Source organism: Enterobacter bugandensis (genome assembly GCF_900324475.1).
Taxonomy (GTDB): domain Bacteria; phylum Pseudomonadota; class Gammaproteobacteria; order Enterobacterales; family Enterobacteriaceae; genus Enterobacter; species Enterobacter bugandensis.
The window spans coordinates 1,809,079-1,835,574 of the sequence record NZ_LT992502.1 but is presented as its reverse complement, the minus strand read 5'-3'; the positions used below and the strand labels follow the sequence as shown (position 1 = coordinate 1,835,574).

The 26,496-nt window shown below is 55.7% G+C and carries 25 protein-coding genes; 5 read left to right on the top strand and 20 right to left on the bottom strand.

What is annotated here, in order from left to right:
- Positions 1-256 precede the first annotated feature (256 nt).
- From DG357_RS08945 to ldtC, 3 genes are all read left to right on the top strand, one after another.
- Entirely contained in the window at positions 257-1,330 is a 1,074-nt protein-coding gene (locus DG357_RS08945; protein WP_047368296.1) for an acyltransferase family protein, read from the top strand.
- A gap of 149 nt (positions 1,331-1,479) precedes the next feature.
- Entirely contained in the window at positions 1,480-4,926 is a 3,447-nt protein-coding gene (gene mfd / locus DG357_RS08940) for a transcription-repair coupling factor (RefSeq protein WP_088205007.1), read from the top strand.
- Positions 4,927-5,076: 150 nt separating this feature from the next.
- Positions 5,077-6,042 carry a L,D-transpeptidase LdtC gene (gene ldtC, locus DG357_RS08935; RefSeq protein WP_048959701.1) on the top strand — a complete coding sequence of 322 codons (966 nt, stop codon included), beginning with the start codon at positions 5,077-5,079 and terminating at the stop codon, positions 6,040-6,042.
- Between the two features lie 73 nt (positions 6,043-6,115).
- Here ldtC and bhsA read toward each other — a convergent pair whose 3' ends face one another.
- Positions 6,116-6,373, bottom strand: a complete 258-nt coding sequence (bhsA, locus tag DG357_RS08930) for a multiple stress resistance protein BhsA (protein ID WP_023332711.1) — start codon at positions 6,371-6,373, stop codon at positions 6,116-6,118.
- Positions 6,374-6,617: 244 nt separating this feature from the next.
- On the opposite strand from bhsA, the gene comR reads away from it, so the two are divergent.
- Entirely contained in the window at positions 6,618-7,253 is a 636-nt protein-coding gene (gene comR, locus DG357_RS08920; protein WP_048959700.1) for a TetR family copper-responsive transcriptional repressor ComR, read from the top strand.
- 60 nt (positions 7,254-7,313) lie between these two features.
- On the opposite strand, the gene DG357_RS08915 is transcribed toward comR, so the two are convergent.
- The 8 genes from DG357_RS08915 to hinT all read right to left on the bottom strand — a co-directional run bounded on the left by DG357_RS08915 (position 7,314) and on the right by hinT (position 13,401).
- Positions 7,314-7,853, bottom strand: a complete 540-nt coding sequence (locus DG357_RS08915; RefSeq protein ID WP_028012731.1) for a glycine zipper 2TM domain-containing protein — start codon at positions 7,851-7,853, stop codon at positions 7,314-7,316.
- A 193-nt stretch (positions 7,854-8,046) separates the two neighbouring features.
- Positions 8,047-9,351 carry an NAD(P)/FAD-dependent oxidoreductase gene (locus DG357_RS08910; protein WP_080327508.1) on the bottom strand — a complete coding sequence of 435 codons (1,305 nt, stop codon included), beginning with the start codon at positions 9,349-9,351 and terminating at the stop codon, positions 8,047-8,049.
- A gap of 237 nt (positions 9,352-9,588) precedes the next feature.
- Positions 9,589-10,131 (bottom strand): alpha/beta hydrolase YcfP, encoded by a 543-nt coding sequence (gene ycfP, locus DG357_RS08905; RefSeq protein WP_008500781.1) that lies wholly within the window; start codon positions 10,129-10,131, stop codon positions 9,589-9,591.
- A 34-nt stretch (positions 10,132-10,165) separates the two neighbouring features.
- The gene (gene nagZ, locus DG357_RS08900) at positions 10,166-11,191 is read right to left on the bottom strand and encodes a beta-N-acetylhexosaminidase (protein WP_088205018.1); all 1,026 of its coding nucleotides are present in this window, start codon (positions 11,189-11,191) and stop codon (positions 10,166-10,168) included.
- 11 nt (positions 11,192-11,202) lie between these two features.
- A complete protein-coding gene (gene thiK / locus DG357_RS08895) occupies positions 11,203-12,027 on the bottom strand; it encodes a thiamine kinase (RefSeq protein WP_088205006.1) in 825 nt (274 codons plus the stop codon).
- Positions 12,008-12,652, bottom strand: a complete 645-nt coding sequence (gene lpoB, locus DG357_RS08890; RefSeq protein WP_088205017.1) for a penicillin-binding protein activator LpoB — start codon at positions 12,650-12,652, stop codon at positions 12,008-12,010. Before lpoB ends, thiK begins: the two co-directional genes overlap by 20 nt.
- A gap of 13 nt (positions 12,653-12,665) precedes the next feature.
- Entirely contained in the window at positions 12,666-13,040 is a 375-nt protein-coding gene (locus DG357_RS08885; RefSeq protein ID WP_041910507.1) for a YcfL family protein, read from the bottom strand.
- 1 nt (position 13,041) lies between these two features.
- On the bottom strand, positions 13,042-13,401 hold the full coding sequence (gene hinT, locus DG357_RS08880) for a purine nucleoside phosphoramidase (protein ID WP_006809243.1): 360 nt from the start codon (positions 13,399-13,401) through the stop codon (positions 13,042-13,044).
- A gap of 340 nt (positions 13,402-13,741) precedes the next feature.
- Between hinT and fhuE the strand changes: the two genes are divergently transcribed.
- Entirely contained in the window at positions 13,742-15,931 is a 2,190-nt protein-coding gene (fhuE, locus tag DG357_RS08875) for a ferric-rhodotorulic acid/ferric-coprogen receptor FhuE (protein ID WP_088205005.1), read from the top strand.
- A gap of 71 nt (positions 15,932-16,002) precedes the next feature.
- Here the strand turns inward: fhuE and ptsG are convergent, their stop codons facing one another.
- The 11 genes from ptsG to DG357_RS08820 all read right to left on the bottom strand — a co-directional run bounded on the left by ptsG (position 16,003) and on the right by DG357_RS08820 (position 26,496).
- A complete protein-coding gene (ptsG, locus tag DG357_RS08870; RefSeq protein WP_028012724.1) occupies positions 16,003-17,436 on the bottom strand; it encodes a PTS glucose transporter subunit IIBC in 1,434 nt (477 codons plus the stop codon).
- A 297-nt stretch (positions 17,437-17,733) separates the two neighbouring features.
- A complete protein-coding gene (locus DG357_RS08865; protein WP_088205004.1) occupies positions 17,734-18,528 on the bottom strand; it encodes a metal-dependent hydrolase in 795 nt (264 codons plus the stop codon).
- A gap of 10 nt (positions 18,529-18,538) precedes the next feature.
- Positions 18,539-19,543: a DNA polymerase III subunit delta' gene (holB, locus tag DG357_RS08860; protein WP_088205003.1), complete on the bottom strand. Its 1,005-nt coding sequence runs from the start codon at positions 19,541-19,543 to the stop codon at positions 18,539-18,541.
- The gene (gene tmk, locus DG357_RS08855) at positions 19,540-20,181 is read right to left on the bottom strand and encodes a dTMP kinase (protein WP_041910511.1); all 642 of its coding nucleotides are present in this window, start codon (positions 20,179-20,181) and stop codon (positions 19,540-19,542) included. The genes holB and tmk overlap by 4 nt, the downstream gene beginning before the upstream one ends.
- On the bottom strand, positions 20,171-21,193 hold the full coding sequence (yceG, locus tag DG357_RS08850; RefSeq protein WP_041910512.1) for a cell division protein YceG: 1,023 nt from the start codon (positions 21,191-21,193) through the stop codon (positions 20,171-20,173). Before yceG ends, tmk begins: the two co-directional genes overlap by 11 nt.
- A complete protein-coding gene (gene pabC / locus DG357_RS08845; RefSeq protein WP_048956769.1) occupies positions 21,190-22,005 on the bottom strand; it encodes an aminodeoxychorismate lyase in 816 nt (271 codons plus the stop codon). Before pabC ends, yceG begins: the two co-directional genes overlap by 4 nt.
- Positions 22,006-22,126: 121 nt before the next feature.
- Positions 22,127-23,368 (bottom strand): beta-ketoacyl-ACP synthase II, encoded by a 1,242-nt coding sequence (gene fabF, locus DG357_RS08840; protein ID WP_045630098.1) that lies wholly within the window; start codon positions 23,366-23,368, stop codon positions 22,127-22,129.
- A 91-nt stretch (positions 23,369-23,459) separates the two neighbouring features.
- On the bottom strand, positions 23,460-23,696 hold the full coding sequence (acpP, locus tag DG357_RS08835; protein ID WP_003857954.1) for an acyl carrier protein: 237 nt from the start codon (positions 23,694-23,696) through the stop codon (positions 23,460-23,462).
- 154 nt (positions 23,697-23,850) lie between these two features.
- Entirely contained in the window at positions 23,851-24,585 is a 735-nt protein-coding gene (fabG, locus tag DG357_RS08830) for a 3-oxoacyl-ACP reductase FabG (RefSeq protein WP_010429699.1), read from the bottom strand.
- Between the two features lie 12 nt (positions 24,586-24,597).
- Positions 24,598-25,527: an ACP S-malonyltransferase gene (fabD, locus tag DG357_RS08825; RefSeq protein ID WP_028012717.1), complete on the bottom strand. Its 930-nt coding sequence runs from the start codon at positions 25,525-25,527 to the stop codon at positions 24,598-24,600.
- 15 nt (positions 25,528-25,542) lie between these two features.
- The gene (locus DG357_RS08820; protein ID WP_041910515.1) at positions 25,543-26,496 is read right to left on the bottom strand and encodes a beta-ketoacyl-ACP synthase III; all 954 of its coding nucleotides are present in this window, start codon (positions 26,494-26,496) and stop codon (positions 25,543-25,545) included.

Below are 26,496 nucleotides of genomic sequence, written 5' to 3'. Positions count from 1 at the left end.
GAAGTCCGTCTGTTTGCTGATAGCAGACCCACGAGTATATAAGCGAATCCGTTAAGGGTAAATGACTGAAACCGTAAGCTTTGGTAATCATTTTTCCGAAAAATTCAGATAAATCAGGGTACTAATGTCTGAAACCGCGCCTCGCAACCTCCACCTTTTCCGAAAAACCTCCTGATACAGACTGTTACCCATTACATCACGGTTTCGTTTAACAACAATTGCTCGTTCGTCTATGGCAATAAGGTAGTTGCGAACAATGAAGCAAAAAGCATTATGGATAAACCAGATAAAAGGGCTGTGCATCTGTCTGGTGGTGATTTACCACTCGGTTATCACCTTTTATCCTCATCTCAGCGGGCTACAGCATCCGCTCTCCGGTCTCCTCGCCAAATGCTGGGTCTATTTTAACCTCTATCTCGCCCCGTTCCGGATGCCGGTTTTCTTCTTTATCTCCGGCTATCTGATCCGTCGTTATATTGATGAGGTAGACTGGCGCACCAGCCTCGACAAGCGGATCTGGAGCATTGTCTGGGTTCTGGCGCTGTGGGGGATCCTGCAATGGCAGGCGCTGACCCACCTGAACGCCTGGCTGGCGCCCGATCGCGAGCTTGCCACCTCGTCGAACGCGGCCTACGCCGATTCCCTGGCAGGATTTGTGCGGGGCATGCTCACCGCCAGCACCAGCCTGTGGTATCTGTATGCTCTGGTGGTCTACTTCACGCTGTGTAAACTGCTGAGCCGCTGGAAGCTGCCGGTACTCGGACTGCTTGCGCTGGCGAGCATCGCGATCAACTTCCTGCCGCTGCCGTGGTGGGGAATGAACAGCGTGGTACGCAACATGATCTACTACAGCCTGGGGGCGTGGTATGGCGCCGAGCTGATGGCGTGGATGAAAAGCTTCAACCTGCGCCGCACCTGGCTGGCTACTGGCGCTTTCGCGGCCGTCTCCGTGGTGCTGTGGTTTGCTAACGTTCCTCTCCTGCTTTCTCTGCTGTCGATCGTGTTGATCATGAAGCTGTTCTACAGCCTTGAGCAGCGCTATGCCGTACATCCCAACAACCTGCTGAACGTGATTGGCTCAAACACCATTGCGATCTATACCACCCACCGCATCTTAATTGAGGCCTTCAGCCTGATCCTGATCGGCGAGATGAATGCCGCTTACTGGCCGGTCTGGGCAGAGCTGTGCTTAATTCTGATCTACCCGTTTGCCAGCCTGCTGATCTGTACCCTTGCCGGGCTCGGGGTGCGTAAAATTTCCACCGCGCTGTTCGGGGACCTTTTCTTCTCTCCTCCGTCTGCGCGGAGCCTGTCACCTGCCACCCGTTAATGCCCTCTCCGCCCCCGTTTTGGGGGCGTTTAGCCCTGCCGTGCGGTTACAATTTGCTTATGTAAAACGATCGAGGATAATAAAGACATTGCGTATCAGTGATATGCCCCAATACTGTTGGTATATCCATAAGAGACTCTGACATAGCCATGCCTGAACACTATCGTTATTCCTTGCCCGTCAAAGCGGGCGACCAGCGCCAGCTGGGTGAACTCACGGGCGCGGCCTGCGCCACGCTGGTGGCAGAAATCGCTGAGCGGCACCCTGGCCCGGTGGTGCTGGTTGCCCCGGATATGCAAAACGCCCTGCGCCTGCACGATGAAATCCGCCAGTTCACCGATAGCCTGGTGTTCAGCCTGGCCGACTGGGAAACGCTGCCGTATGACAGTTTCTCCCCGCATCAGGAGATCATCTCCTCGCGCCTGTCGACACTATATCAACTCCCGACCATGCAGCGCGGCGTGCTGATTGTGCCGGTGAATACCCTGATGCAGCGCGTCTGCCCGCACAGCTATCTGCACGGCCACGCGCTGGTGATGAAAAAAGGCCAGCGCCTGTCTCGCGACACCCTGCGAGACCAGCTTGACGGTGCCGGATATCGCCATGTCGATCAGGTCATGGAGCACGGGGAATATGCCACCCGCGGCGCGCTGCTCGACCTTTACCCGATGGGCAGCGACCAGCCGTATCGTCTGGATTTCTTTGATGATGAAATCGACAGCCTGCGCGTGTTCGATGCCGACACCCAGCGCACGCTGGAAGAGGTGGAATCCATCAATTTACTGCCTGCCCACGAATTCCCGACGGACAAAACCGCCATCGAGCTGTTCCGCAGCCAGTGGCGCGACAGGTTCGACGTAAAGCGTGATGCAGAACATATCTATCAGCAGGTCAGCAAAGGCACGCTCCCGGCCGGAATCGAATACTGGCAGCCGCTGTTCTTCAGCGAGCCGCTGCCCGCCCTGTTCAGCTACTTCCCGGCGAATACCCTGATTGTGAACACCGGCGATATCGACGCCAGCGCCAGCCGCTTTGAAAGCGAAACCCGCGCGCGCTTCGAAAACCGGGGCGTTGACCCGATGCGTCCGCTCCTGCCACCGGAAGCGCTGTGGCTGCGCACCGACGAACTCAACGCCGAGCTGAAGCGCTGGCCGCGCATGCAGCTGAAAACCGATTCGCTTGCCGATAAGGCCGCCAACACCAACCTCGCCTTCCGCACGCTGCCGGAGCTGGCCGTTCAAGCTCAGCAGAAATCGCCGCTGGATAATCTGCGCAAGTTCCTGGAATCCTTTACCGGGCCGGTGGTGTTCTCCGTTGAGAGTGAAGGCCGCCGCGAGGCGCTCGGTGAGCTGCTGGGACGCATTAAGGTGGCGCCGAAGCGCATTCTTCGCCTGAGCGAAGCGACCGGAAACGGTCGTTACCTGATGATTGGCGCCGCCGAGCACGGGTTCATTGACACGCTCAACAACCTGGCGCTGATTTGCGAAAGCGACCTGCTGGGCGAGCGCGTCGCGCGCCGCCGTCAGGACAGCCGTCGGACCATCAACCCGGACACGCTGATCCGCAACCTGGCCGAGCTGCATCCAGGCCAGCCGATTGTTCACCTGGAGCACGGCGTTGGCCGCTATCAGGGGATGACCACGCTGGAAGCGGGCGGTATCAAAGGTGAGTACCTGATGCTGACCTACGCCAACGACGCCAAACTCTATGTACCGGTCTCGTCGCTGCACCTGATCAGCCGCTATGCGGGCGGCGCGGAGGAAAATGCGCCGCTGCACAAGCTGGGCGGCGACGCCTGGGCGCGTGCACGCCAGAAAGCGGCGGAAAAAGTGCGCGACGTGGCGGCCGAACTGCTGGATATCTACGCCCAGCGCGCGGCCAAAGAGGGCTTCGCCTTTAAGCACGACAAAGAACAGTACCAGTTGTTCTGCGACAGCTTCCCGTTTGAAACTACGCCGGATCAGGCCCAGGCCATTAATGCCGTGCTGAGCGACATGTGCCAGCCGCTGGCAATGGACCGCTTAGTCTGCGGCGACGTCGGCTTCGGCAAAACCGAAGTGGCAATGCGCGCCGCCTTCCTTGCGGTGGAAAACAACAAGCAGGTGGCGGTGCTGGTGCCGACCACCCTGCTCGCCCAGCAGCACTTCGACAACTTCCGCGACCGCTTCGCCAACTGGCCGGTACGCATCGAGATGCTGTCGCGTTTTCGCAGCACCAAAGAGCAGACGCAGATCCTGGAGCAGGCAAGCGAAGGCAAGATCGATATTCTGATCGGCACCCACAAGCTGCTGCAAAGCGACGTGAAGTGGAAAGATTTGGGGCTGCTGATCGTCGACGAAGAGCACCGCTTCGGGGTGCGCCATAAAGAGCGCATCAAAGCGATGCGCGCGGACGTCGACATCCTGACCCTGACCGCCACGCCGATCCCGCGCACGCTGAACATGGCGATGAGCGGTATGCGCGATCTGTCGATTATCGCCACGCCGCCGGCGCGTCGTCTGGCGGTAAAAACCTTTGTCCGCGAGTACGACAATCTGGTGGTGCGTGAGGCCATTCTGCGTGAAGTGCTGCGTGGGGGTCAGGTCTATTACCTGTATAACGACGTGGAAAATATCCAGAAAGCCGCCGACAGGCTGGCGGAACTGGTACCGGAAGCGCGTGTTGCCATCGGTCACGGACAGATGCGCGAACGCGAGCTGGAGCGGGTGATGAACGACTTCCACCACCAGCGCTTTAACGTGCTGGTGTGTACCACCATCATCGAAACCGGGATCGACATTCCAACGGCGAACACGATTATCATCGAACGCGCGGATCACTTCGGCCTGGCCCAGCTTCACCAGCTGCGCGGCCGCGTCGGGCGTTCGCACCATCAGGCCTACGCCTGGCTGCTGACACCGCATCCGAAAGCGATGACCACCGACGCGCAAAAGCGCCTGGAAGCTATCGCCTCGCTGGAAGACCTCGGCGCAGGCTTCGCGCTTGCCACGCACGACCTGGAGATCCGCGGCGCGGGTGAACTGCTGGGTGAGGACCAGAGCGGCTCCATGGAGACCATCGGCTTCTCGCTCTATATGGAGCTGCTGGAAAACGCGGTGGACGCCCTGAAGGCCGGGCGCGAGCCGTCTCTGGAAGATTTGACCAGCCAGCAAACCGAGGTCGAGCTGCGAATGCCTTCCCTGCTGCCGGACGATTTCATTCCGGACGTGAATACCCGCCTGTCGTTCTACAAGCGCATCGCCAGCGCGAAGACGGAAAACGAGCTGGAAGAAATTAAGGTTGAGCTGATCGACCGCTTCGGCCTGCTGCCAGATGCTGCGCGTAACCTGCTGGATATCGCGCGCCTGCGCCAGCAGGCGCAGAAGCTGGGCATTCGCAAGCTTGAGGGCAACGAAAAAGGCGGCGTCATTGAATTTGCCGAGAAGAACCACGTCAACCCGATGTGGCTGATCGGCCTGCTGCAAAAACAGCCGCAGCACTTCCGTCTTGATGGCCCGACGCGACTGAAATTTACCCAGGAGCTGACGGAGCGCAAAACGCGCATGGACTGGGTGCGTAACTTTATGCAACAGCTGGAAGAGAACGCTGTCGCGTAACTCGCCCTTCCCCCCGTTAGCGCAGTGCTGGCGGGGGGACAATTTACAAACTCTTTGCACTTCACCCGATCTTCCCGACACACCCATTCGCCATAATTATCTTTAACCCCTTATAAAACAATAACCTTATCATTTTTATGGATTATGGTGATGATGACCTCTTCGCGTTTTACCCGCTGGATAACCCTGTTTGCGCTGGCAGCCACCGTCGCGGTTGCGCTTCCTGCTCGGGCAAACACCTGGCCCCTTCCCCCGCCCGGCAGCAAGGTGGTGGGCGAAAACCGTTTTCATGTGGTTGAAAACAATGGTGGCTCTCTTGAAGCGATAGCCAAAAAATATAACGTCGGTTTTCTGGCCCTGCTGCAGGCGAACCCCGGCGTCGATCCGTACGTCCCGCGCGCGGGCAGCGTACTGACCATTCCGTTACAGACTATCCTGCCGGACGCTCCGCGGGAGGGGATCGTGATCAACCTGGCGGAGTTGCGTTTGTACTATTACCCGCCGGGTAAAAATGAGGTTACCGTCTACCCTATCGGTATTGGTCAACTGGGCGGCGATACGCTGACGCCGACGATGGTCACCACCGTCTCGGATAAACGCGCCAACCCAACCTGGACGCCGACGGCCAACATTCGCGCCCGCTATAAGGCCCAGGGCATCGATCTTCCTGCCGTGGTTCCGGCAGGCCCGGATAACCCGATGGGTCATCACGCGATCCGCCTTGCCGCATATGGCGGTGTGTACCTGCTGCACGGTACGAACGCGGATTTTGGCATCGGCATGCGCGTCAGCTCCGGCTGCATTCGTCTGCGCGATGACGATATCAAAACGCTGTTTAACGTCGTTACGCCGGGAACGAAGGTGAATATTATCAATACGCCGATTAAGGTCTCTGAAGAGCCAGGCGGCGTGCGGCTGGTTGAGATTCACCAGCCGCTATCAAAAAATATCGGCGACGATCCCCAGACGTTACCCATTAACCTGAATGCCGCGATGGTGAGCTTCAAAACGAATGCGAATACCGATAGCCTGGTGATGGAGCGCGCGATGGAAGCGCGGTCAGGCATGCCGACCGATGTCACCCGGCATCACGATGTCGTCCAGCAGTCCATGTAAGACGGAAAGTAAAACGCCCTGCTAAGCAGGGCGTTTTTTATTGCAGTGGCATAAATGAGGGTTTATGCCCGGCTTATTTGTAGATGACAGCGGTGCCGTGCAGGGTGTTAGGACCGGTCACAGAGGTGATGCGGTAAGATTTTGCACCCATTGCTTCCGCTTTTTGTGCTAGCTGATCTTCCAGAGAGCCCAGGTTAGTCCCGGCAGACGCAGAAATCGTCCCGACTTTATGCTGATCGGCTGGAGTGGATTGTACCTGTACAGCAGCAAAGCTTGCGAAAGAGAGTGAACTCAGTACAGCAGCAGCGATGAGGGTTTTTACGTTTTTCATAATGTTTACCTTTGGCAGATGAATTTTTTGGTCGTTATCTATTTAGTTAACGATCGATAGGTAAATAATAAATGTGATCCAGCTCACGCGTCAACATATTTTTATAACGAGTATTAATTAATTTTTAAACTTGTTATTTTTCATACATATATGATTAATTTATTTTTAAGCATTCTGCACTGGTGGTGGGTTGCGTTTATTTTTATAATGGTTATTCAACAAACCAACAGAGGACCAACGGCAAATGACAACCGACGTCACGAGTTGTGTGAAGAAAAGCCGTGGCCGACCAAAAGTGTTTGACAGGGATGCAGCGCTTGATAAGGCCATGACTCTCTTCTGGCAACATGGGTATGAAGCGACCTCGCTTTCCGATCTGGTAGAAGCCACCGGAGCTAAAGCGCCGACGCTTTATGCTGAATTTACCAATAAAGAGGGGCTGTTCAGGGCGGTGCTGGACAGGTACATTTCGCGCTTTGCGGCGAAACACGAAGCCCAGCTATTTTGTGAAGAGAAAAGCGTTGAACAGGCGCTACGGGATTACTTCACCGCCGTTGCCACCTGCTTCACCAGTAAAGATACGCCCGCGGGCTGCTTTATGATTAACACCTCTGCCACCCTGGCGGCAGCATCAAAAGAGATCGCCAATACGGTGAAATCGCGTCATGCGATGCAGGAGGAGACGCTCAGCGCATTTCTGGCTCAGCGCCAGCAGCGCGGTGAAATTCCCGCGCACTGCCAGCCTCAGATGCTGGCGCAATACCTGAGCTGTATTTTACAGGGAATGTCGATCAGCGCCCGTGAAGGGGCGACGCTGGAAAAACTGCAGAACATTTCCGACACCACGCTGCGCCTGTGGCCTGAACTGCTCAAAATCTGACGCAAAAAAAAAGCTCCTCAGCCTGAGCGCTTGAGGAGCTAAGTTCAGAGAACATCTTTTTTACGCTTTGTTATTCAGTACCAGCTGGCCGTTTCCATCCAGTGGAATTTGGGTGCCCGGGTCTTTATCCATGCGGATTTTGCCCTGCTGATCGCCAATTTTGTAGGTCACGTCATAGCCCAGCATTTTTTCCGACTTGTCATAGACGGTTTTACAGCGCTGCTGGGTCGTGGTGTAAGTATCGTTATCCTGCATTGCGCCCTGCACCTGGTTACCGGCATAGCCGCCACCCAGCGCGCCGACCACGGTCGCGACATCTTTACCCCGGCCACCGCCAAACTGGTGACCAATCACCCCACCCGCTACCGCACCCAGAACAGAGCCGGCAATACGGTTTTCATCCTGTACCGGACGACGGTGGGTTACGGAGACGTTACGGCACTCCTGACGTGGGGTTTTTACGGTTTCTTTAATAGGCGTTGCAGAAACCACCTGCGCATACTGCGGGCCGCGATCTAAAACGTTGAGACTGGCAACAGCAGCCACACCTAACGCAGCTGCGACGCCGATCCCTATACCCGCCAACATTGATTTATTCACGGGACTTCCTCCTTTGTTGCTATTGGTAACAATTCTGCTATGGAGGCGCGGCTTCGCCAATAAGACAAAGGATCAAAAAGTGGACATCGGGGAGAGATATATCGCGTTTAGGAGAACTCTTAGGCACCTAATCCACGACGAGCAGCATGATATGCTAAAAAATCCCTCCGGATGGCCCGGAGGGAGTGAAAGATTAGTGCAGCTTCAGACGTGGACGAATGACGCGGTTGATTCTGCCCACCAGCATCATCAGGCCCGTTTTAAAGTAGCCGTGCAGCGCGATCTGGTGCATACGGTACAGGGAGATATACACGAAGCGTGCAATGCGCCCTTCCACCATCATCGAGCCACGCATCAGGTTACCCATCAGGCTACCGACGGTAGAGAAGTTTGACAGCGATACCAGCGAACCGTGGTCTTTATAGACATACGCCTTCATTGGCTTGCCTTTGTACTGCGCCAGGATGTTGTGCAGCACCAGGCTTGCCATCTGGTGCGCGGCCTGAGCGCGCGGCGGCACGAAGCCCCCTTCAGGACGCGCGCAGGAAGCACAGTCACCAATAGCGAAGATTTCAGGGTCGCGCGTGGTTTGCAGCGTCGGCTCGGTGACCAGCTGGTTAATGCGGTTGGTTTCCAGGCCGCCGATATCTTTCATAAAGTCAGGCGCTTTGATACCGGCCGCCCAGACCATCAGATCCGCTTTGATATACTCGCCGTCTTTGGTGTGCAGGCCGCCTTCGTCGGCGCTGGTCACCATGGTCTGCGTCAGCACCCGCACGCCCAGCTTGGTGAGTTCATTGTGCGCCGCACCGGAAATACGCGGAGGCAGCGCAGGCAGAATGCGTTCACCGGCTTCAACCAGCGTGACGTTCAGCGCATCGTTCGTTAACCCTTTGTAACCGTAGCTGTGCAGCTGTTTAACCGCATTGTGTAGCTCTGCGGACAGCTCAACGCCTGTCGCGCCGCCGCCGACAATGGCAATGTTAACCTTGCCATTCGCACCCAGATTGCTGGTGTACTTCAGGAACAGGTTCAGCATTTCCTGATGGAAACGACGCGCCTGGTGCGGGTTATCGAGGAAGATACAGTGCTCTTTAACGCCCGGCGTGTTGAAGTCGTTGGAGGTACTGCCGAGCGCCATCACCAGCGTGTCATACGCCAGCTTGCGCTCGGGGACCAGCAGCTCGCCTTTTTCATCACGCAGCTCGGCCAGTGTAATGGTTTTGCTCTCACGGTTGATGTCAACCACCGAGCCCAGCTGGAACTGGAAATGATGGTTGCGCGCGTGCGCCAGATAGCTCAGCGCGTCCACGCCCTCATCCAGTGAGCCGGTCGCCACTTCGTGCAGCAGCGGTTTCCACAGGTGGCTGTGGTTACGATCCACCAGCGTGATTTTGGCTTTTTTACCGCGCCCCAGCTTCTTGCCTAACTGTGTGGCCAGCTCCAGCCCGCCAGCACCACCGCCTACAATCACTATCTTTTTCAATGGCGTAGTCAACGTGACCCCCTCAAATTATTAACCAATTGTTAATTAAAAGTTATGAAAATAACCCTTAATTAACAACAGGTTACAGCACTGAAACCATTCAGGTGCATTGAGAATAACACGTCAGGCGCATTGGTCATACCAAAATTGATATGCATCAAGTTTTGATGGCTTAAAAGTAGACAATTCTGGACAAAAAGAAACCCGGTGCGCGTTCGCGACCGGGTTTCTGAAGTGGCAGGCTGTGGTTTAGCCCAGCGTTTTAAAGGCTTTGATGCGCTGGAGGTGCGGGGAGATGTTCTTGAACTTGTGGGTCTGCTCTTCGTCCCAGACGATCTCGTAATAGTGATGCAGCAGCTCTGCGGCCCGATGGCTGTTCAGTGCTTCATCATTACGCGAGAGGATCACCAGACAGCGATCGCGGTTTTTCTCACGGAAGTTGCTCACGCACTTGGTCGCAATATCGACATACTCTTCCGGGCGGTCAATTTTGCCTTCCATGTTCTCATTCGGGAAAAGGTTAGGATTGAAGACCACCTGGCGGATGTCGCACAGGAAGCCAATCCGCTCCGCCCAGTAGCCGCCCAGCCCCACGCCGCAAATCAACGGGCGATCGTCGACGTTAAGCTGCAGCATCTTGTCCACCTCTTTGAGCAGATGCTGCATATCATGCTTCGGATGGCGCGTGCTGTAGCTAATCAGCCGTACATCGGGATCGATAAACTGCAGCTGTAGCACCTTCTCATGATTACCAGGACTGTTTGAGTCAAAACCGTGTAAATAGATGATCATTGTCTTCTCACCACGCTACGCCTTCCGGGAGGGTTTACAGGCTGGCTTTATGTGCCTGCCAGCGCTCATTCAGGTCTTCAAGCCGGGCGTTGACCGACTTCCAGCGCGCCGAATCCATCAGCTCCTGACGGCTAAATGAACCTTTATGATACAAATGCGTAACACGCTCTGCATTGATCGGTGACAGGTTATCCAACACGCTAACGGCACCTTTACGATTATTGCAGACCAGGATCATATCGCAACCTGCTTCCAGCGAGGCCTGACCGCGCTCAGCATAGCTGCCCATGATTGCCGCCCCTTCCATCGACAGATCGTCGGAGAAAATGACGCCGTTGAAACCCAGCTCCTGGCGCAGAACGGTTTTCAGCCAGTGCGGGGAGCCGCTGGCAGGACGCGGATCAACGTCGCTGTAAATCACGTGTGCTGGCATAATGGCGTCCAGCTTGTTATCGGTGATAAGCGAGCGGAACACCGACATATCTTTGGCGCGAATTTCCGCTTCCGGACGCGGGTCGCGCGGGGTCTCTTTGTGGGAATCCGCCGTCACCGCCCCGTGGCCCGGGAAGTGTTTCCCGGTGGTTTTCATTCCCGCCTCGTGCATCCCGTCGATAAACCGGGTCGCAATTTCCAGCGCAATACGCGGATCTTCATGGTAGGAGCGCTCGCCAATCGCGGCGCTGATATGGCCCACATCCAGCACCGGGGCAAAGCTGATGTCGATATCCATGGCAATCATTTCGCTGGCCATCAGCCAGCCGGCTTCCTGCGCCAGTTTCCCACCCTCTTCCGTGCCGAGCAGCGCGGCGAAAGACTGGGCTGCCGGCAGGCGGGTAAAACCGTCGCGAAAACGCTGCACGCGGCCGCCTTCCTGATCGACGGCCACCACCAGATGATTGCGCGACGCGGCGCGGATCTGGCGCACCAGTTCACGCAGTTGCGCCGGATCGTGATAGTTGCGGGTAAACAGGATCAGGCCGCCCACCAGCGGATGCGCCAGAATTTCACGCTCCTCCGCATCCAGCTCAAACCCTTCTACATCCAACATGACTGGACCCACACTCACCTCTCTTATCCTTTCGTTTGTAACTGGCGCCAGGCATCGTCTGCCAGCGCAATAAATTGTTTATCTCTGGACTGCTGCAAACGCATCTCAAACCAGCCCGCCATCAGCATGATGACCCAGGGCCGCCAGCGTCTCACCTGGTATGCCAGCGCATCGGCGTTAAAGTGCGCAACGCTGGCATACTCTCTGATGAGTTTCTGCCGCGCGGCTTCACTTTCCGTCCAGACCGCGGCCAGCTCCAGCGCCACATCGCCGTCTCCGGCATATTCCCAGTCGATAAGCCTGGCGCCCTGTGGCGTATGCACGATGTTCCCGGCGTGCACATCCATATGTAACGGCGAGAGCCGAATCGGTTGCGGCTCGCCCGCTTTACGCAGCCGTTTGAGATGCGCAAGCCACACTGGGGTACGTCTTGCTGGAGAGGCTTGTTGCCAGTAGTTTTCCAGCAGTGGAAGTAAGGCGATTCGCCATCCCAGACGCTGTTGCTGGTGCAGATGATACAGCATCGCCGCAAGCGCTGGGGTGTCCGGCAGCGCGCTTTTCACCTCCCCCTCCAGATAGTCGACGGCCATCCAGCCCTTGCTGAAAAATCGGGGTTCAGGCACGAGATCCGACGGAAGGCGTTTGAGGGCGCGAAACTGACGGCGAAACTGGAAAGCCGGGGCGAAGGGATCATGGTTCTGCCGCAAGACCAGACGGTGCGCGCCCCGCGCTATAATGCAACTCGCGCCGCTAAGCCCGGAGTGGGCCTGCGGCGCGATAAGGCGGTACTGTGGAAAATAACGCGTCAGAATCTCTTCACGCGTGGTGTCATTGTTGCGTAACCGCACCTTTACCTGACCAGATAATTTCGCCTGTCTGAACCAGCATCAGCTGCATCTGCAGGGCTGGGGTATTCACGTTACCGGTCGCATTAGAGTACAGCACATACTGGGCGCCAACGTTGCGGGCAATGCCAATCGCCTTGCTGCGGGTGCCGAGGCTATCCTGCGGCGACAGGCCCAGCTGCTGTTTGGCTAACGCGAGCTGCTGAGCAGAGACCAGCGTAAACTTACCGTTGTTTGCCAGTGCATTGCGCAGCGTTTCTGTCGCTTCGCCCGCGTTCAGCGAACCGTTGGTACGGTTGTTCACGCTATCGACCAGCAGCACGCTGCCTGCCGTCACGCCCTGAGCCTGCAGCATTTTACCGACCATCGGCTGCATCGCACCATTCCAGTCGTAATGGCGCACGCGCGGCGCAGGTTGTGACGTCTGGTCCTGATGTTCAATCGGGCCAGGCTGTGACGGAATAGACGGTACAGACGGCACGGTTGGCTGGGTCTGCGTTGGCGGTGTCGGCTGCTCGGTACCCGGCTTTGCCTCTTCCACAGGTGCTGGCTGTTCTGTACGGGTCACACACCCTGCGAGGAACAGCGCGAATGCGGTCACGAGCGCATAACGGCTCATATTTTTAATCAAGGTTCACCCCTTAGAGATAAAGATAAAGTCTCACCTTATGCGCACCCAGATAGCTGGCGCTGTCATAGAGCGTTACCGACGACCTTGCCGGAAGAGTGACGCTGCGCGGCGCCTCCAGCGGGTGCATCTCAAGACCTCTTACGTCATACCAGAAAAAACGGTAGTGGACCGTCACCGGTTCATTTCTTTCGTTATAGAGCGTAGAGGAGGCAGAAGATTTAATTTCACTGATGGTCAGTGCGGGCTGTTGCGCCGTGATGCCCGCAGCCAGCACGGAGGATTCCATCACCAGCGTCTGTTCATCGCTGACGGGGATCGCCGGACGCGTGCTGCACCCCACAACCATCATCGTCATTACCAGCGCTGCAATACGCCCTTTAAACATGTTACAGACCTTTGTGAGCCAGCATCGGTCCCAGCGGACGTCCACCCAGCAGATGCATGTGAATATGATAAACTTCCTGGCCGCCATGACGATTACAGTTCATGATCAGACGATAACCGTCTTCCGCTATGCCTTCCTGCTCGGCAATTTTCGCCGCCACCGTCAGCATACGACCTAACGCCACTTCGTGCTCGGTTTTTACGTCGTTTACGGTCGGAATCAGAATATTAGGAATGATAAGGATGTGTGTCGGTGCCTGAGGGGAAATGTCCCGGAAAGCCGTTACCAGTTCATCCTGATAGACGATATCCGACGGGATTTCGCGGCGAATAATTTTACTGAAAATCGTTTCTTCAGCCATGACCTTTTCCTTTTTTGTTAGGTGCGTCCGCTGTTAACACACTCTCTGGAGGACTGTGTGACACAATTCAAGAGTATGAGCGAGTTTCTCCTGTCCTTTCAACCTTCTCCCCCGAATTCTTTGCTGAATATTCATCAGCTGACTGAAGAGTGACCGCTCGCGTGCCTTAACGGGCTGAAACATTATTTCAGTTTCGCACGACACATCTGTTTACAGCATTAATGGCAATGCGTATATTTCGCATTTGCATTTTCATGCGCATTTTTAACATAGAAAACGACGTCAGACCGTATTTGTGGGACTGACGCAAACACTCTTCACCGTTCATAAGGGTTTGATAATGTCTTTCATTGATCATACCAGGGATGGGCAACGTCAGCCTGTCGCAACGCCTTCGTTGCTGGCAGCCTGTATTGCTATGGCATTGACGCCAGCCACCGCTTTCGCTGCATCAGCAACCGAAGACACCGTCGTCGTGGATGGAGGTTTTGACAATACGCAGGATCCTTCCGCAAGTCAGGACCGGGATTACAGCGTAAAAACCACCACCACCGGCACAAAGCTGTTGCTGGTTCCCCGTGATATCCCACAGTCCGTTAGCGTCATTAGCCAACAGCGCATGGCGGATCAGAACCTGCAGTCTATCGGCCAGGTGTTAACCAACACGACTGGCGTAACAGCGCAGGTGCAGGACAGCGATCGTACCGTATTTTACTCGCGCGGATTTTTCGTCAGTAACTACGCTTTTGACGACCTGCCAACCTCCATCAGCGAAGTGTGGAACTTCGGCGACACCGCCGCCGATACCGCGATTTACGACCGTATCGAAGTGGTTCGCGGCGCGACCGGGCTGATGTCCGGCACCGGTAACCCGGCGGCGTACGTCAATATGGTGCGTAAGCATGCGGACAGCAATGAGTTCAAAGGCAATGTCTCGGCCAGCTACGGCAGCTGGGACAAACAGCGCTACGTGCTGGATCTCCAGGCACCGCTGGTAGAGTCCGGGAAGGTACGAGGACGCCTGATTACGGGCTATCAGGACAACGACAGCTTCGTTGATAACTACCACTACCGGAAAAAGTTCCTCTACGGCGTGGTGGATGCGGACGTCACCGACAGCACCACCCTCTCTGTAGGGTATGAATATCAGGAAAGCCACACCGCCGATCCAACCTGGGGCGGATTGCCGACCTGGTACAGCGACGGGAGTAAAACCGACTACAATCGCAGCCAGACCGTCGCGCCTGACTGGGCCTACTCAGACAAGGATAGCACCCGCATCTTCGCTAACCTGACCCAGCGTTTCGACAACGGCTGGGAAGCGCACGTCAACGGCATGCACGCGGAGACCAACTTCGACAGCAAGCTGATGTATATGTCCGGCTATCCGGAAAAAGAGACCGGGGCGGGCATGGTTGGCTACGGCGGCTGGAACAGAGGTGAACGCAAACAGGATGCGGTTGATGCCTTCCTGCGCGGCGGCTTCGATCTTTTCGGCCGCCAGCATGAGATGATGTTTGGCGGCAGCTTCAGCCGACAGCGCAACCACTATGACAACAGAATGCCGGATGCGCTGTACGGCATGGTGGACGTGGGGAATTTCAAAAACTGGAACGGAAATATCGCCGATCCGCAGTGGACGCCCTGGAAGCTCTACAGCCAGGATGACATTCGCCAGTCCTCAGCGTACACCTCCGCCCGCTTCTCGCTGGCTGACCCGCTGCACCTGATCCTCGGGGCGCGCTACACCAACTACAACATTCGCTATAACCCGGCGGGCTCTCCTGACACCCGTCTGGAAAGCACTGAAGATGACGTAACGCCTTACGCGGGCCTGGTCTACGATATCAACGAAGACTGGTCGACCTACGTCAGCTATACCTCCATCTTCCAGCCGCAGGACAAGCGCGACGCCAGCGGACGTTATCTCGATCCAACCACGGGCAAAAGCTACGAAGCCGGTGTTAAAGCAGACTGGTTTAATACCCGTCTGACCACCTCGCTGGCGATTTTCCGCATCGAGCAGGATAACGTGGCGAGCAACACCTATACCTACATGCCGAGCGGTGAGTCGATTTATGAATCGCTGGACGGCGTGGTCAGCAAAGGGATTGAGTTCGAGCTGAACGGCGCCCTGACCGATAACTGGCAGCTGACGTTCGGCGCGACCCGCTACATTGCGGAAGATAAGAACGGCAGCGCTGTCAGTTCCGATCAGCCGCGCACGACAATGAAGCTGTTTACCCGTTATCAACTGCCAATGCTGCCGGCGCTGACGGTGGGCGGTGGCGTAAACTGGCAGAACAAAGTGTGGACGGATGTGGACGGTGGCCCGGCGGGACAATCCCGCGCAGAGCAAGGCAGCTACGGACTGGTTAACCTGTTCAGCCGCTATCAGGTCACCAAAGATTTTGCTATTCAGGCGAACGTCAACAACCTGTTCGACAAAGAGTATTACGATTACGTCGGCTCTTACGTGGTTTATGGCGCACCGCTGAACGTTTCAGTGAGCGCAAGCTACGACTTCTGAGTGTTGGCACAACAAACCACAGCAATAAAAAAGGCAGCCATTCGGCTGCCTTAGTCTCCCCAGGTCACAGCTTAGCTGTTGCGGATGTACTCATCCATTTCGGTTTTCAGGTTATCGGATTTAGTACCGAAGATAGCCTGAACGCCCGAACCTGCAACAACCACGCCCGCTGCACCCAGTTTTTTCAGACCCGGCTGGTCCACTTTCGCAACGTCGGCAACGCTCACACGCAGACGAGTGATGCACGCGTCCAGGTTAGTGATGTTCTCTTTACCGCCGAACGCAGCAACCAGTGCCGGAGCCATTTCGCTGGTCGCGCCTGCTTTGCTGTCTTCAGTTGCATCTTCACGACCCGGAGTTTTCAGGTCCAGTGCTTTGATCAGCACGCGGAAGATGGTGTAGTAAACAACGGCGTAGCACGCACCCACGATTGGGAACAGCCACAGCTTGCTGCTGTTACCGGACAGAACGATAAAGTCGATCAGGCCGTGAGAGAAGGACGTACCGTCACGCATACCCAGCAGGATACAGATTGGGAACGCCAGGCCAGCCAGTACAGCGTGGATGATGTACAGGATTGGCGCAACGAACATGAAGGAGAACTCGATCGGCTCGGTGATACCGGTCAGGAACGAGGTCAGCGCTGCAGAGATCATGATACCGCCCACTTTTGCACGGTTTTCTGGCTTAGCAGAGTGCCAGATTGCAATCGCAGCAGCCGGCAGGCCGTACATTTTGAACAGGAAGCCACCAGACAGTTTACCTGCAGTTGGGTCACCCGCCATGTAACGTGGGATATCGCCGTGGAACACCTGACCTGCTGCGTTGGTGAATTCACCAATCTGCATCTGGAATGGAACGTTCCAGATGTGGTGCAGACCGAATGGCACCAGGCAACGCTCGATGAAGCCGTAGATACCGAACGCGACAACCGGGTTCTGGTAAGCAGCCCACTGAGAGAAGGTCTGGATAGCGGAACCGATTGGTGGCCAGATGAAGGACAGGATCACGCCAGTGAAAATCGCTGCCAGACCAGAAATGATCGGAACAAAACGCTTGCCCGCGAAGAAGCCCAGATACTCAGGCAGCTTGATGCGATAGAAGCGGTTGAACATATACGCTGCAATCGCACCGGAGATGATACCGCCCAGAACACCGGTATCTGCCAGGTGTTTCGCGGCAATCTCTTCTGCAGGTAAATGCAGAACCAGCGGCGCAACCACAGCCATGGTTTTCACCATGATGCCGTAAGCAACCACTGCAGCCAGCGCAGAAACGCCGTCGTTATTGGTGAAGCCCAGCGCCACACCGATAGCGAAGATCAGAGGCATGTTAGCAAAGACGGAACCGCCTGCTTCAGCCATCACATGGGAAACTACGGCTGGCAGCCAGCTGAAGTTAGCAGAACCGACACCCAGCAGGATACCTGCGATAGGCAGTACGGATACTGGCAGCATCAGCGATTTACCGACCTTTTGCAGGTTAGCAAATGCATTCTTAAACATAATTGAGAGTGCTCCTGAGTATTTGTGCTTTTTTTACGCTTTCACGCATTGGCCCGGGGGGAGTACCGTGCCGTGGACAGGACATCTAAGCGCCCTTTATTTATTACACAGAGTAAAATAATTCCCTCTGAGTTTGTTTGACGGCTATCACGTTTCAGCTTAAGACGGTCGAAAAACTTTCAGTAATTTACAAAAAGCATGTCTGGATGTTTCTAAGAACACCGTCACCGCCCCAAATGAGGCGGTGAACTTTACTCGTTTTATTTATTAATTACGAGCCTAAAAAAAACAGGCTTATCAGACGGATTGCAGGCGGGCGGGGTCGATATGGAACAGCGCAGAGAAGTTTTGCGTCGTGACGCGGGCCAGCTCTTCGATACTGACGCCTTTAAGCACGGCCATGTACTCTGCGACGTCTCGCGTCATGGCCGGCTGGTTCTCTTTACCGCGATGCGGTACCGGCGCCAGATACGGAGAGTCTGTTTCCACCAGAATGCGATCGAGCGGGACATAGCGCGCAGCATCACGGAGCTGCTCAGCGTTACGGAACGTCACGATCCCGGAAAACGAAATATAAAACCCCAAATCAAGCAGTTTACCCGCCGTTTCTCTGTCTTCTGTGAAACAGTGTAGTACGCCACCGCAATCCGTCACGTTTTCTTCCCGGAGGATCGCCAGCGTATCGGCGCGCGCATCGCGCGTATGTACGATGATCGGTTTATTCAGTTCGCGGCCGATGCGAATATGGTTGCGGAAAGACGCCTGCTGGCGCGCTTTCGTTTCCGGCGTGTAAAAATAGTCCAGCCCGGTTTCACCCATCGCCACGACGCCCGCTTCTGCTGCCAGTCGGCGCAGCTCTTCTACGTCATACTCTTCATCCTGGTTCAGCGGATGAACGCCGCAGGAGAACACCACGTTATCGCGAACGCCCACCAGCTCACGCATTGAGCGATACCCCGGCAGCGTCGTCGCCACCGCAAGACAAAATTTCACATCGCGGGCAGCGGCTTTTGCCAGCACGTCATCCACGTCGTTGTGCAGGGATTGATAATCCAGGCCATCAAGATGGCAGTGTGAGTCGACTAAAAACATAATGTCTCTCTCAGAGATGGGAAACAGGCGGCGTAACGCCCGGTTGCAGGTAGTGTTCAATACGCAGTAACTGGTCGGTCAGCAAAAGCTCGCGATTAAGACCCGTCACGGTTAAAAGCTGTTCGCGGCTCTCGCAAACATCATGAAGGATAGCGTGCAGAGACGCGCCTGTAAGGCGGCTCGCCAGCATGTTCACCAGGGGCCACGCGTCCGGGTTAGTCAGCAGCGTAGCTCCTTGCTGGATTTTTAGCGCATCGAGCAATAAGGAGGCCAGCCAGTGCAGACGCTCGACGGCCCGATCGCTATTCAGCGCAGGCAGTAAACTCAGCCAGTCCTGGTTGTTAAGTGAAGCCTCAACGGCCCGGCAGAGCGTTTCTCGCTGCGACCAGACGTCAGGCTGTAGTAATGCCAGCGCCGCCGCGGGGGCGCCGCTGCTGAGGCGCAGCGCAGACAACGCACTCTCTTGTGACGTTGTCACCTCTCGCTCAAGCCAGCTCAACGCCCACGATTCCTGAGGCACCGCGAGATGATGAAGACGACAACGGCTGCGCAGCGTCGCCAGTAAACGTCCCGGGTCCCGGCAGGAAAGGAAAAACCACGTCTTTTCCGGCGGCTCTTCCAGGGTTTTAAGCAGCGCGTTCGCCGCCGCCTCGGTAAGCCACGCAGCGTCGTTGAGCCAGACCACTTTTGCCCCGCCCAGACGCGCATGTTCGTACAGTTTCTCGCTGACTTCACGCACGGCATCAATGCCAAGCGCGCTTTTGCCCTTCTCAGGCTCAAGCGTGTAATAGTCAGGATGCGTGCCAGCCTGCATCAGCTGGCAGCCGCGGCATTTACCGCAGCTTTTATGCCCTTCCGGCTGCTGGCACATCAGAAAACGAGTGATGGCGTAGATCAACGCATCATCCCCCATTCCCGGCAACGCCTGAATCAGTAACGCATGATGCCCCCGACCGGCCTGATAGCTGGCGATCAGCTGTTCAAAGTGCGGGCGCAACCATGGATACCATTTCATGCCTGCTGCTCCTGTAGCCACTGCGTAACGGTCTGTTGAATATCGCGCGTGACGTCGTCCAGAGATTGCGTGGCGTCAATGGTACGAATTGCGCTGTCCCGTGCGGCCAGCTCAAGATAGCGCGCGCGCGTGCGGTTAAAGAAATCGAATGACTCTTGCTCAATGCGGTCCAGTTCGCCGCGCGCGCGGGCGCGCCTGAGGCCCACTTCCGGGGTCACATCCAGGTAGAGGGTCAGGTCCGGGCGAAAATCCCCCAGTACGGCATCGCGAAGGGTTGCCAGCATCGCCTGGTCAATACCGCGTCCGCCACCCTGATAGGCCTGAGTCGACAGATCGTGACGGTCACCGATCACCCACTTGCCGTCGGCCAGCGCAGGTTTAATCACGGTCTCAACCAGCTGGACGCGCGCCGCATAGAACATCAGCACTTCGGCTTTGTCAGTAATAACCTCGTCGCCAACGGATTTAATATCCAGCACCAGACTGCGCAGTTTCTCCGCCAGCTGAGTACCGCCCGGCTCACGGGTAAAGACCATGTCAGCGACGCCAAGCGATTTCAGCGTATCCACTACCACGTTACGGGCGGTGGTTTTACCCGCCCCTTCGAGTCCCTCAATGACAATGTATTTACTGCGCATTTTTTTCCTTAAGTGCCTTCAGATAGTCCTGAACAGAGCGATTATGGCTGGCAAGGTTGGTGTTAAAGGTATGTCCCCCTTTTCCATCAGCCACAAAATAGAGGTACGGTGTTTTGGCCGGGTGCGCGGCGGCTTTGAGCGAAGCCTCGCTCGGCGTGGCTATCGGGCCCGGCGGTAAGCCGTTAATCACGTAGGTATTATACGCGGTTGGCGTCTCCAGATCTTTTCTGGAGATCTTACCGGCATAGCTCTCGCCCATGCCGTAGATAACGGTCGGGTCGGTTTGCAGACGCATGCCGATGCGCAGGCGGTTGATAAATACCGACGCGACCCGGTCGCGCTCGGCCGCCACGGCCGTCTCTTTCTCAATGATCGAGGCCATTGTCACAAACTGGTTTTGATCTTGATAAGGCAGACCGTCCATGCGCCCTTCCCAGGCGGAATCAACTGCCTCAACCATCTTTTTGTGTGCCCGTTTAAGAATCGCCACATCGGTCGTGCCCGCCGTATACATCCAGGTGTCTGGCCAGAACCAGCCTTCCACCCACTCAGGATGTTCAAATTTCAGCACCTCGGCGACCGTCTCATAGCGATCGTCTTTTAGCGTGTGCTTGATGTAAGGCGCATCACGCAGCTGCTTGAGGTAATCGCTTAAGCGCATCCCTTCAACAAAGCGCAGCGGGAACTGTGCCTCTTTACCGCTTTCAAGCAGCTGCAGCATCTCTCTGACGGTCATGCCGGGCGTAAAGCGATAGGTACCAGCCTTGAAGTGAGACAGTTCAGGCTCGATACGCAATAACCACTGGAACACGCGTGGACGGTTGATGATTTTATCCCCGTAAAGCTGCTCGCCCAGCGCCATCCGCCCGGTACCGGCTTTCAGGGTAAAAATCGTCTCGTCTTTAATCAGGATTTTACTGTCCGCCAGCTGGCGAACCTTCCATACTCCCGCTCCGCCGGCAATACCCAGCGCAACAATCAGGAGAAGGACAAAGCGCAACATTTTCTTCATGACTTTTTGATTTGCTCACATATCGGGGCTAAAAACGTAAAGAGCTCTCGCGAAGACCAGCGCTGTTGACCATACGCCCGAACGGGTATAACAGGCATCAGCGCATTGCAGATCACAACTTCATCGGCGGACAGCAGCGCCTCTTCCTTCGCGTTTACTTCGACAACGCGAAAGCCTGCATGTGCCAGCTGTTGCAAACAAAACTGGCGCATGATGCCGTTAACCCCAGCCTGCTCCAGCGAAGGGGTGAAGACCTCACGGCCCTTCCGCCAGAGTAAATTAGCCGCACAGCATTCCGTAATGAACCCTTCGCTGTCAAGGACTAGCGCCTCATCGGCGTCCGTCTGTTCAAGATGAGTACGAATAAGCACCTGTTCAAGGCGGTTAAGATGTTTTATTCCGGCGAGCATAGGGTTTCGCCCCAGCCGTACCGGGCTCAGCGTCAGCGTTACCCCCTCCTCACGCCAGCGCGCATAGTGAGCAGGATACGCTGACACGGAAAGAATACGCGTGGGATGCTGACAGGCGGAACCGCTGTACCCTCGCCCGCCGCTGCCGCGGCTAAGAATAACTTTTAAAACGCCGTTTGTATTACCTGACGCCAGCCGGCGCATCTCGCGCTCGAGAATGTCCCACTGCATGAAGGGAATCAGCAATTTCTCGCAGGCTTTTTGTAAACGACGGATATGGGCGTCAAGCAGGCTCACCTCACCGTCAAGAATACGCGCAGTGGTGAAACAACCATCGCCAAACTGGATTGCCCTGTCGCTTGCCGGCAGCGTTTCTTGCTCAAGGCCATTAATTAAAAACATGGTGGCTCCTTATGCGTGGAGGCTCAGTCTGGCAGGATGTTAAAAGCCGGACAAGGGGATTTTCCCTAATAAAAAAGGCCCGCCAAGCGGACCTTTTTTTATAGCTTTCAGGCAGTCAGGCTCAGACCTTTTTGAAGATCAGAGAACCATTCGTGCCGCCAAAGCCGAAGGAGTTACACAGGGTGTACTCCATACCGCTAACCTGACGCGCTTCGTGCGGAACGAAGTCCAGATCGCAACCTTCATCCGGGTTATCCAGGTTGATGGTTGGCGGCACAGCCTGATCGCGCAGCGCAAGGATAGAGTAGATTGACTCTACTGCACCCGCCGCACCCAGCAGGTGACCGGTCATGGATTTCGTGGAGCTGACCATTACGCGGCTGGCAGCCTCGCCGAAGATAGACTTAACCGCCTGCGCTTCTGCTTTATCGCCTGCAGGAGTAGAAGTGCCGTGTGCGTTAACGTAGCCAATCTGTGCAGGGGTAATACCCGCATCACGGATCGCATTTTCCATCGCCAGCGCAGCACCCGCGCCGTTCTCCGGAGGAGACGTCATGTGATACGCATCGCTGCTCATCCCGAAGCCAACGACTTCAGCATAAATTTTCGCGCCACGTTTTTTCGCATGTTCGTACTCTTCCAGTACGAGCATACCTGCGCCGTCACCCAGCACGAAACCATCGCGGTCTTTATCCCACGGACGGCTCGCCGCCTGAGGGTTATCGTTACGGGTTGAGAGCGCACGCGCTGCGCCGAAACCACCAACACCCAGTGGGGTACTGGCTTTTTCAGCACCGCCCGCAACCATAGCATCTGCATCGCCGTACGCAATGATACGCGCGGCCTGGCCGATGTTATGTACGCCAGACGTACACGCGGTAGCGATAGAGATGCTTGGCCCACGCAGGCCGAACATAATGGTCAGGTGACCTGCCACCATGTTAACAATCGTGGACGGAACGAAGAACGGGCTGATCTTACGCGGTCCGCCATTCATCAGCGATGTATGGTTTTCCTCGATCAGGCCAAGACCACCAATCCCGGAGCCGATAGCGGCGCCGATACGGGTTGCGTTCTCTTCCGTAATCTCAAGGCCAGAATCCTGCATGGCCTGAACGCCAGCGACAATTCCATATTGAATGAAGGCATCCATCTTGCGCTGTTCTTTGCGCGAGATGATCTCTTCACAGTTAAAATCCTTTACTAAGCCAGCAAATTTCGTTGCATAGGCGCTAGTATCGAAATGGTCGATTAGGCTGATGCCGCTCTGACCGGCAAGGAGAGCTTTCCAGGTGGACTCTACGGTATTGCCGACAGGAGACAACATGCCAAGTCCGGTCACAACTACACGACGCTTAGACACGTTTGTCCTCCAGGGAGGGATAAAAAAAGAGATACGTGGGACTAAAAAAGATAAAACTCAGGCGGTCGAATGACCGCCTGGAGATGTTCACTTACGCCTGGTGGCCGTTGATGTAATCAATGGCAGCCTGAACGGTGGTGATTTTCTCAGCTTCTTCGTCCGGAATCTCAGTATCAAACTCTTCTTCCAGAGCCATTACCAGCTCAACGGTGTCAAGAGAATCTGCGCCCAGGTCTTCAACGAAGGAAGCGGAGTTCACAACTTCTTCCTGCTTAACGCCCAGCTGTTCGCCGATAATTTTCTTAACGCGTTCTTCGATAGTGCTCATACTCTTAAATTTCCTATCAAAACTCGCTTTCGCGATGGTTTTCGTAGTGTATAAAATGTTGAAAAATTTGCAACTAAATCCCGGCAGGTCTTACCACGATTTTACGTTATTTTGAGGCCATTTGCCCTAATAACGCAAATATTTTCGATCGTGATTAAACCATGTACATCCCGCCGTTGACGTGGAGGGTCTCACCAGTGATGTAACCCGCTTCGTCAGAGGCTAAAAATGCAACCGCACTGGCGATTTCTTTAGGGTCGCCAAGACGACCCGCCGGAACTGCCGCCAGCGTACCCGCACGCTGATCATCAGTCAGCGCACGCGTCATGTCCGTTTCAATAAAGCCCGGAGCAACAACGTTTACAGTAATCCCGCGGGACGCGACTTCACGCGCCAGCGACTTACTGAAACCGATCAGACCTGCTTTCGCCGCAGCGTAGTTAGCCTGACCAGCATTTCCCATGGTACCAACCACAGAACCAACAGTGATAATACGACCATGACGCTTTTTCATCATAGCGCGCATTACCGCTTTTGACAGACGGAATACAGATGACAGGTTGGTTTCGATAATATCGTTCCACTCATCATCTTTCATTCGCATCAGCAGGTTGTCGCGAGTGATCCCGGCATTATTGACCAGAATATCCACTTCACCAAACTCTGCGCGAATATTTTCCAGAACAGATTCGATAGATGCAGGTTCGGTCACATTCAGTACCAGACCTTTACCGTTCGCACCCAGATACTCGCTGATGGCCTGAGCGCCATTCTCGCTGGTTGCTGTACCAATCACCTTCGCGCCGCGCGCGACCAGTGTTTCAGCAATTGCACGCCCGATACCGCGGCTTGCGCCAGTAACCAGGGCAATTTTTCCTTCAAAACTCATGGTATTCCTCTTTTATTGCGAGAGTGCCGCTGACATCGCTTCCGGCTCGTTAATCGCCGAGGCAGTCAGGGTGTCAACAATACGTTTCGTCAGACCGGTGAGGACTTTACCAGGACCGACTTCATAAAGGTGCTCAACGCCCTGAGAGGCCATAAACTCAACGGTTTTGGTCCACTGTACCGGGCTATAGAGCTGGCGAACCAGTGCGTCACGGATAGCCTCCGGCGCGGTTTCGCATTTCACATCGACGTTGTTCACAACGGAAATCGTCGGTGCGTTAAAGGTAATTTTTTCCAGCTCAGCCGCCAGTTTCTCGGCTGCGGGCTTCATCAGTGCGCAGTGAGACGGTACGCTGACCGGCAGCGGCAGTGCGCGTTTGGCGCCCGCGGCTTTACAGGCAGCACCGGCACGTTCAACGGCCTCTTTATGACCAGCAATAACAACCTGGCCCGGCGAGTTGAAGTTAACCGGAGAAACCACCTGCCCTTCAGCAGATTCTTCACACGCTTTTGCAATCGCGGCATCATCCAGACCAATAATGGCAGACATGCCACCCGTTCCTTCTGGCACCGCTTCCTGCATGAATTTACCGCGCAGTTCTACCAGGCGCACCGCGTCAGCAAACGCAATCACACCGGCGCACACCAGCGCAGAGTATTCACCCAGGCTATGGCCCGCGAGCAGCGCTGGCGCTTTACCGCCCTGCTGCTGCCATACGCGCCACAGCGCAACGGACGCAGTCAGCAACGCTGGCTGAGTTTGCCAGGTTTTGTTCAGCTCTTCGGCCGGACCCTGTTGGGTCAGCGCCCATAGATCATAACCCAGCGCATCAGAAGCTTCACGAAAAGTCTCTTCAATGACCGGGTAGTTTGCTGCCATTTCAGACAACATCCCAACGGTTTGAGAACCCTGGCCCGGGAACACAAAAGCAAATTGCGTCATTTTTTATTCCTTATACTAGAAACGAACCAGCGCGGAACCCCAGGTGAACCCGCCACCGAAGGCTTCAAGCAAGACCAGCTGGCCCCGTTTGATTCGTCCGTCGCGTACCGCTTCATCAAATGCGCACGGTACCGACGCCGCAGAGGTGTTGCCGTGACGATCCAGCGTCACCACAACGTTATCCATCGACATGCCCAGCTTTTTAGCGGTGGCGCTGATGATACGCAGGTTCGCCTGATGCGGCACCAGCCAGTCGAGCGCGGTGCGTTCAAGGTTATTTGCTTCCAGCGTCTCATCGACAATGTGCGCAAGCTCGGTCACCGCCACCTTGAACACCTCGTTACCCGCCATGGTCAGGTAGATGGAGCTGTCCGGATTAACGCGATCGGCGTTAGGCAGCGTTAACAGCTCGCCGTAGCGGCCATCGGCATGCAGATGCGTGGAGATGATACCCGGCTCTTCGGACTGCCCCAGCAGCACCGCACCGGCACCATCACCGAAAATAATGATCGTTCCGCGATCGGTTGGATCGCAGGTACGCGCCAAAACGTCAGCACCGATAACCAGCGCATATTTGACGGAGCCAGATTTAACATACTGATCGGCAATGCTCAGCGCGTAGGTGAAACCTGCGCACGCGGCGGCAACGTCAAACGCCGGGCAGCCTTTAATACCGAGCATGTTCTGCACCTGACACGCCGCGCTTGGGAAAGCATGCGTGGCAGACGTCGTGGCAACCACGATCAAGCCAATCTCTTCTTTATCGATACCCGCCATTTCGATAGCGCGCTGTGCGGCTTCGTAACCCATGGTGGACACGGTTTCGTCTGGCGCGGCGATACGACGTTCACGGATACCTGTGCGCGTGACAATCCACTCGTCAGACGTATCTACCATTTTTTCCAGATCGGCGTTGGTACGCACTTGTTTTGGCAGGTAGCTGCCGGTACCTAAAATCTTCGTATACAT

Excerpts from the sequence above, each read along its gene's own strand:
- DG357_RS08945 (WP_047368296.1), top strand. The coding sequence starts at position 257 with ATGAAGCAAAAAGCATTATGGATAAACCAGATAAAAGGGCTGTGCATC.
- mfd (WP_088205007.1), top strand. The coding sequence starts at position 1,480 with ATGCCTGAACACTATCGTTATTCCTTGCCCGTCAAAGCGGGCGACCAG.
- ldtC (WP_048959701.1), top strand. The coding sequence starts at position 5,077 with ATGATGACCTCTTCGCGTTTTACCCGCTGGATAACCCTGTTTGCGCTG.
- bhsA (WP_023332711.1), bottom strand. The coding sequence starts at position 6,373 with ATGAAAAACGTAAAAACCCTCATCGCTGCTGCTGTACTGAGTTCACTC.
- comR (WP_048959700.1), top strand. The coding sequence starts at position 6,618 with ATGACAACCGACGTCACGAGTTGTGTGAAGAAAAGCCGTGGCCGACCA.
- ycfP (WP_008500781.1), bottom strand. The coding sequence starts at position 10,131 with ATGATCATCTATTTACACGGTTTTGACTCAAACAGTCCTGGTAATCAT.
- DG357_RS08885 (WP_041910507.1), bottom strand. The coding sequence starts at position 13,040 with ATGTTTAAAGGGCGTATTGCAGCGCTGGTAATGACGATGATGGTTGTG.
- hinT (WP_006809243.1), bottom strand. The coding sequence starts at position 13,401 with ATGGCTGAAGAAACGATTTTCAGTAAAATTATTCGCCGCGAAATCCCG.
- fhuE (WP_088205005.1), top strand. The coding sequence starts at position 13,742 with ATGTCTTTCATTGATCATACCAGGGATGGGCAACGTCAGCCTGTCGCA.
- ptsG (WP_028012724.1), bottom strand. The coding sequence starts at position 17,436 with ATGTTTAAGAATGCATTTGCTAACCTGCAAAAGGTCGGTAAATCGCTG.
- DG357_RS08865 (WP_088205004.1), bottom strand. The coding sequence starts at position 18,528 with ATGTTTTTAGTCGACTCACACTGCCATCTTGATGGCCTGGATTATCAA.
- holB (WP_088205003.1), bottom strand. The coding sequence starts at position 19,543 with ATGAAATGGTATCCATGGTTGCGCCCGCACTTTGAACAGCTGATCGCC.
- tmk (WP_041910511.1), bottom strand. The coding sequence starts at position 20,181 with ATGCGCAGTAAATACATTGTCATTGAGGGACTCGAAGGGGCGGGTAAA.
- yceG (WP_041910512.1), bottom strand. The coding sequence starts at position 21,193 with ATGAAGAAAATGTTGCGCTTTGTCCTTCTCCTGATTGTTGCGCTGGGT.
- pabC (WP_048956769.1), bottom strand. The coding sequence starts at position 22,005 with ATGTTTTTAATTAATGGCCTTGAGCAAGAAACGCTGCCGGCAAGCGAC.
- acpP (WP_003857954.1), bottom strand. The coding sequence starts at position 23,696 with ATGAGCACTATCGAAGAACGCGTTAAGAAAATTATCGGCGAACAGCTG.
- fabG (WP_010429699.1), bottom strand. The coding sequence starts at position 24,585 with ATGAGTTTTGAAGGAAAAATTGCCCTGGTTACTGGCGCAAGCCGCGGT.
- fabD (WP_028012717.1), bottom strand. The coding sequence starts at position 25,527 with ATGACGCAATTTGCTTTTGTGTTCCCGGGCCAGGGTTCTCAAACCGTT.
- DG357_RS08820 (WP_041910515.1), bottom strand. The coding sequence starts at position 26,496 with ATGTATACGAAGATTTTAGGTACCGGCAGCTACCTGCCAAAACAAGTG.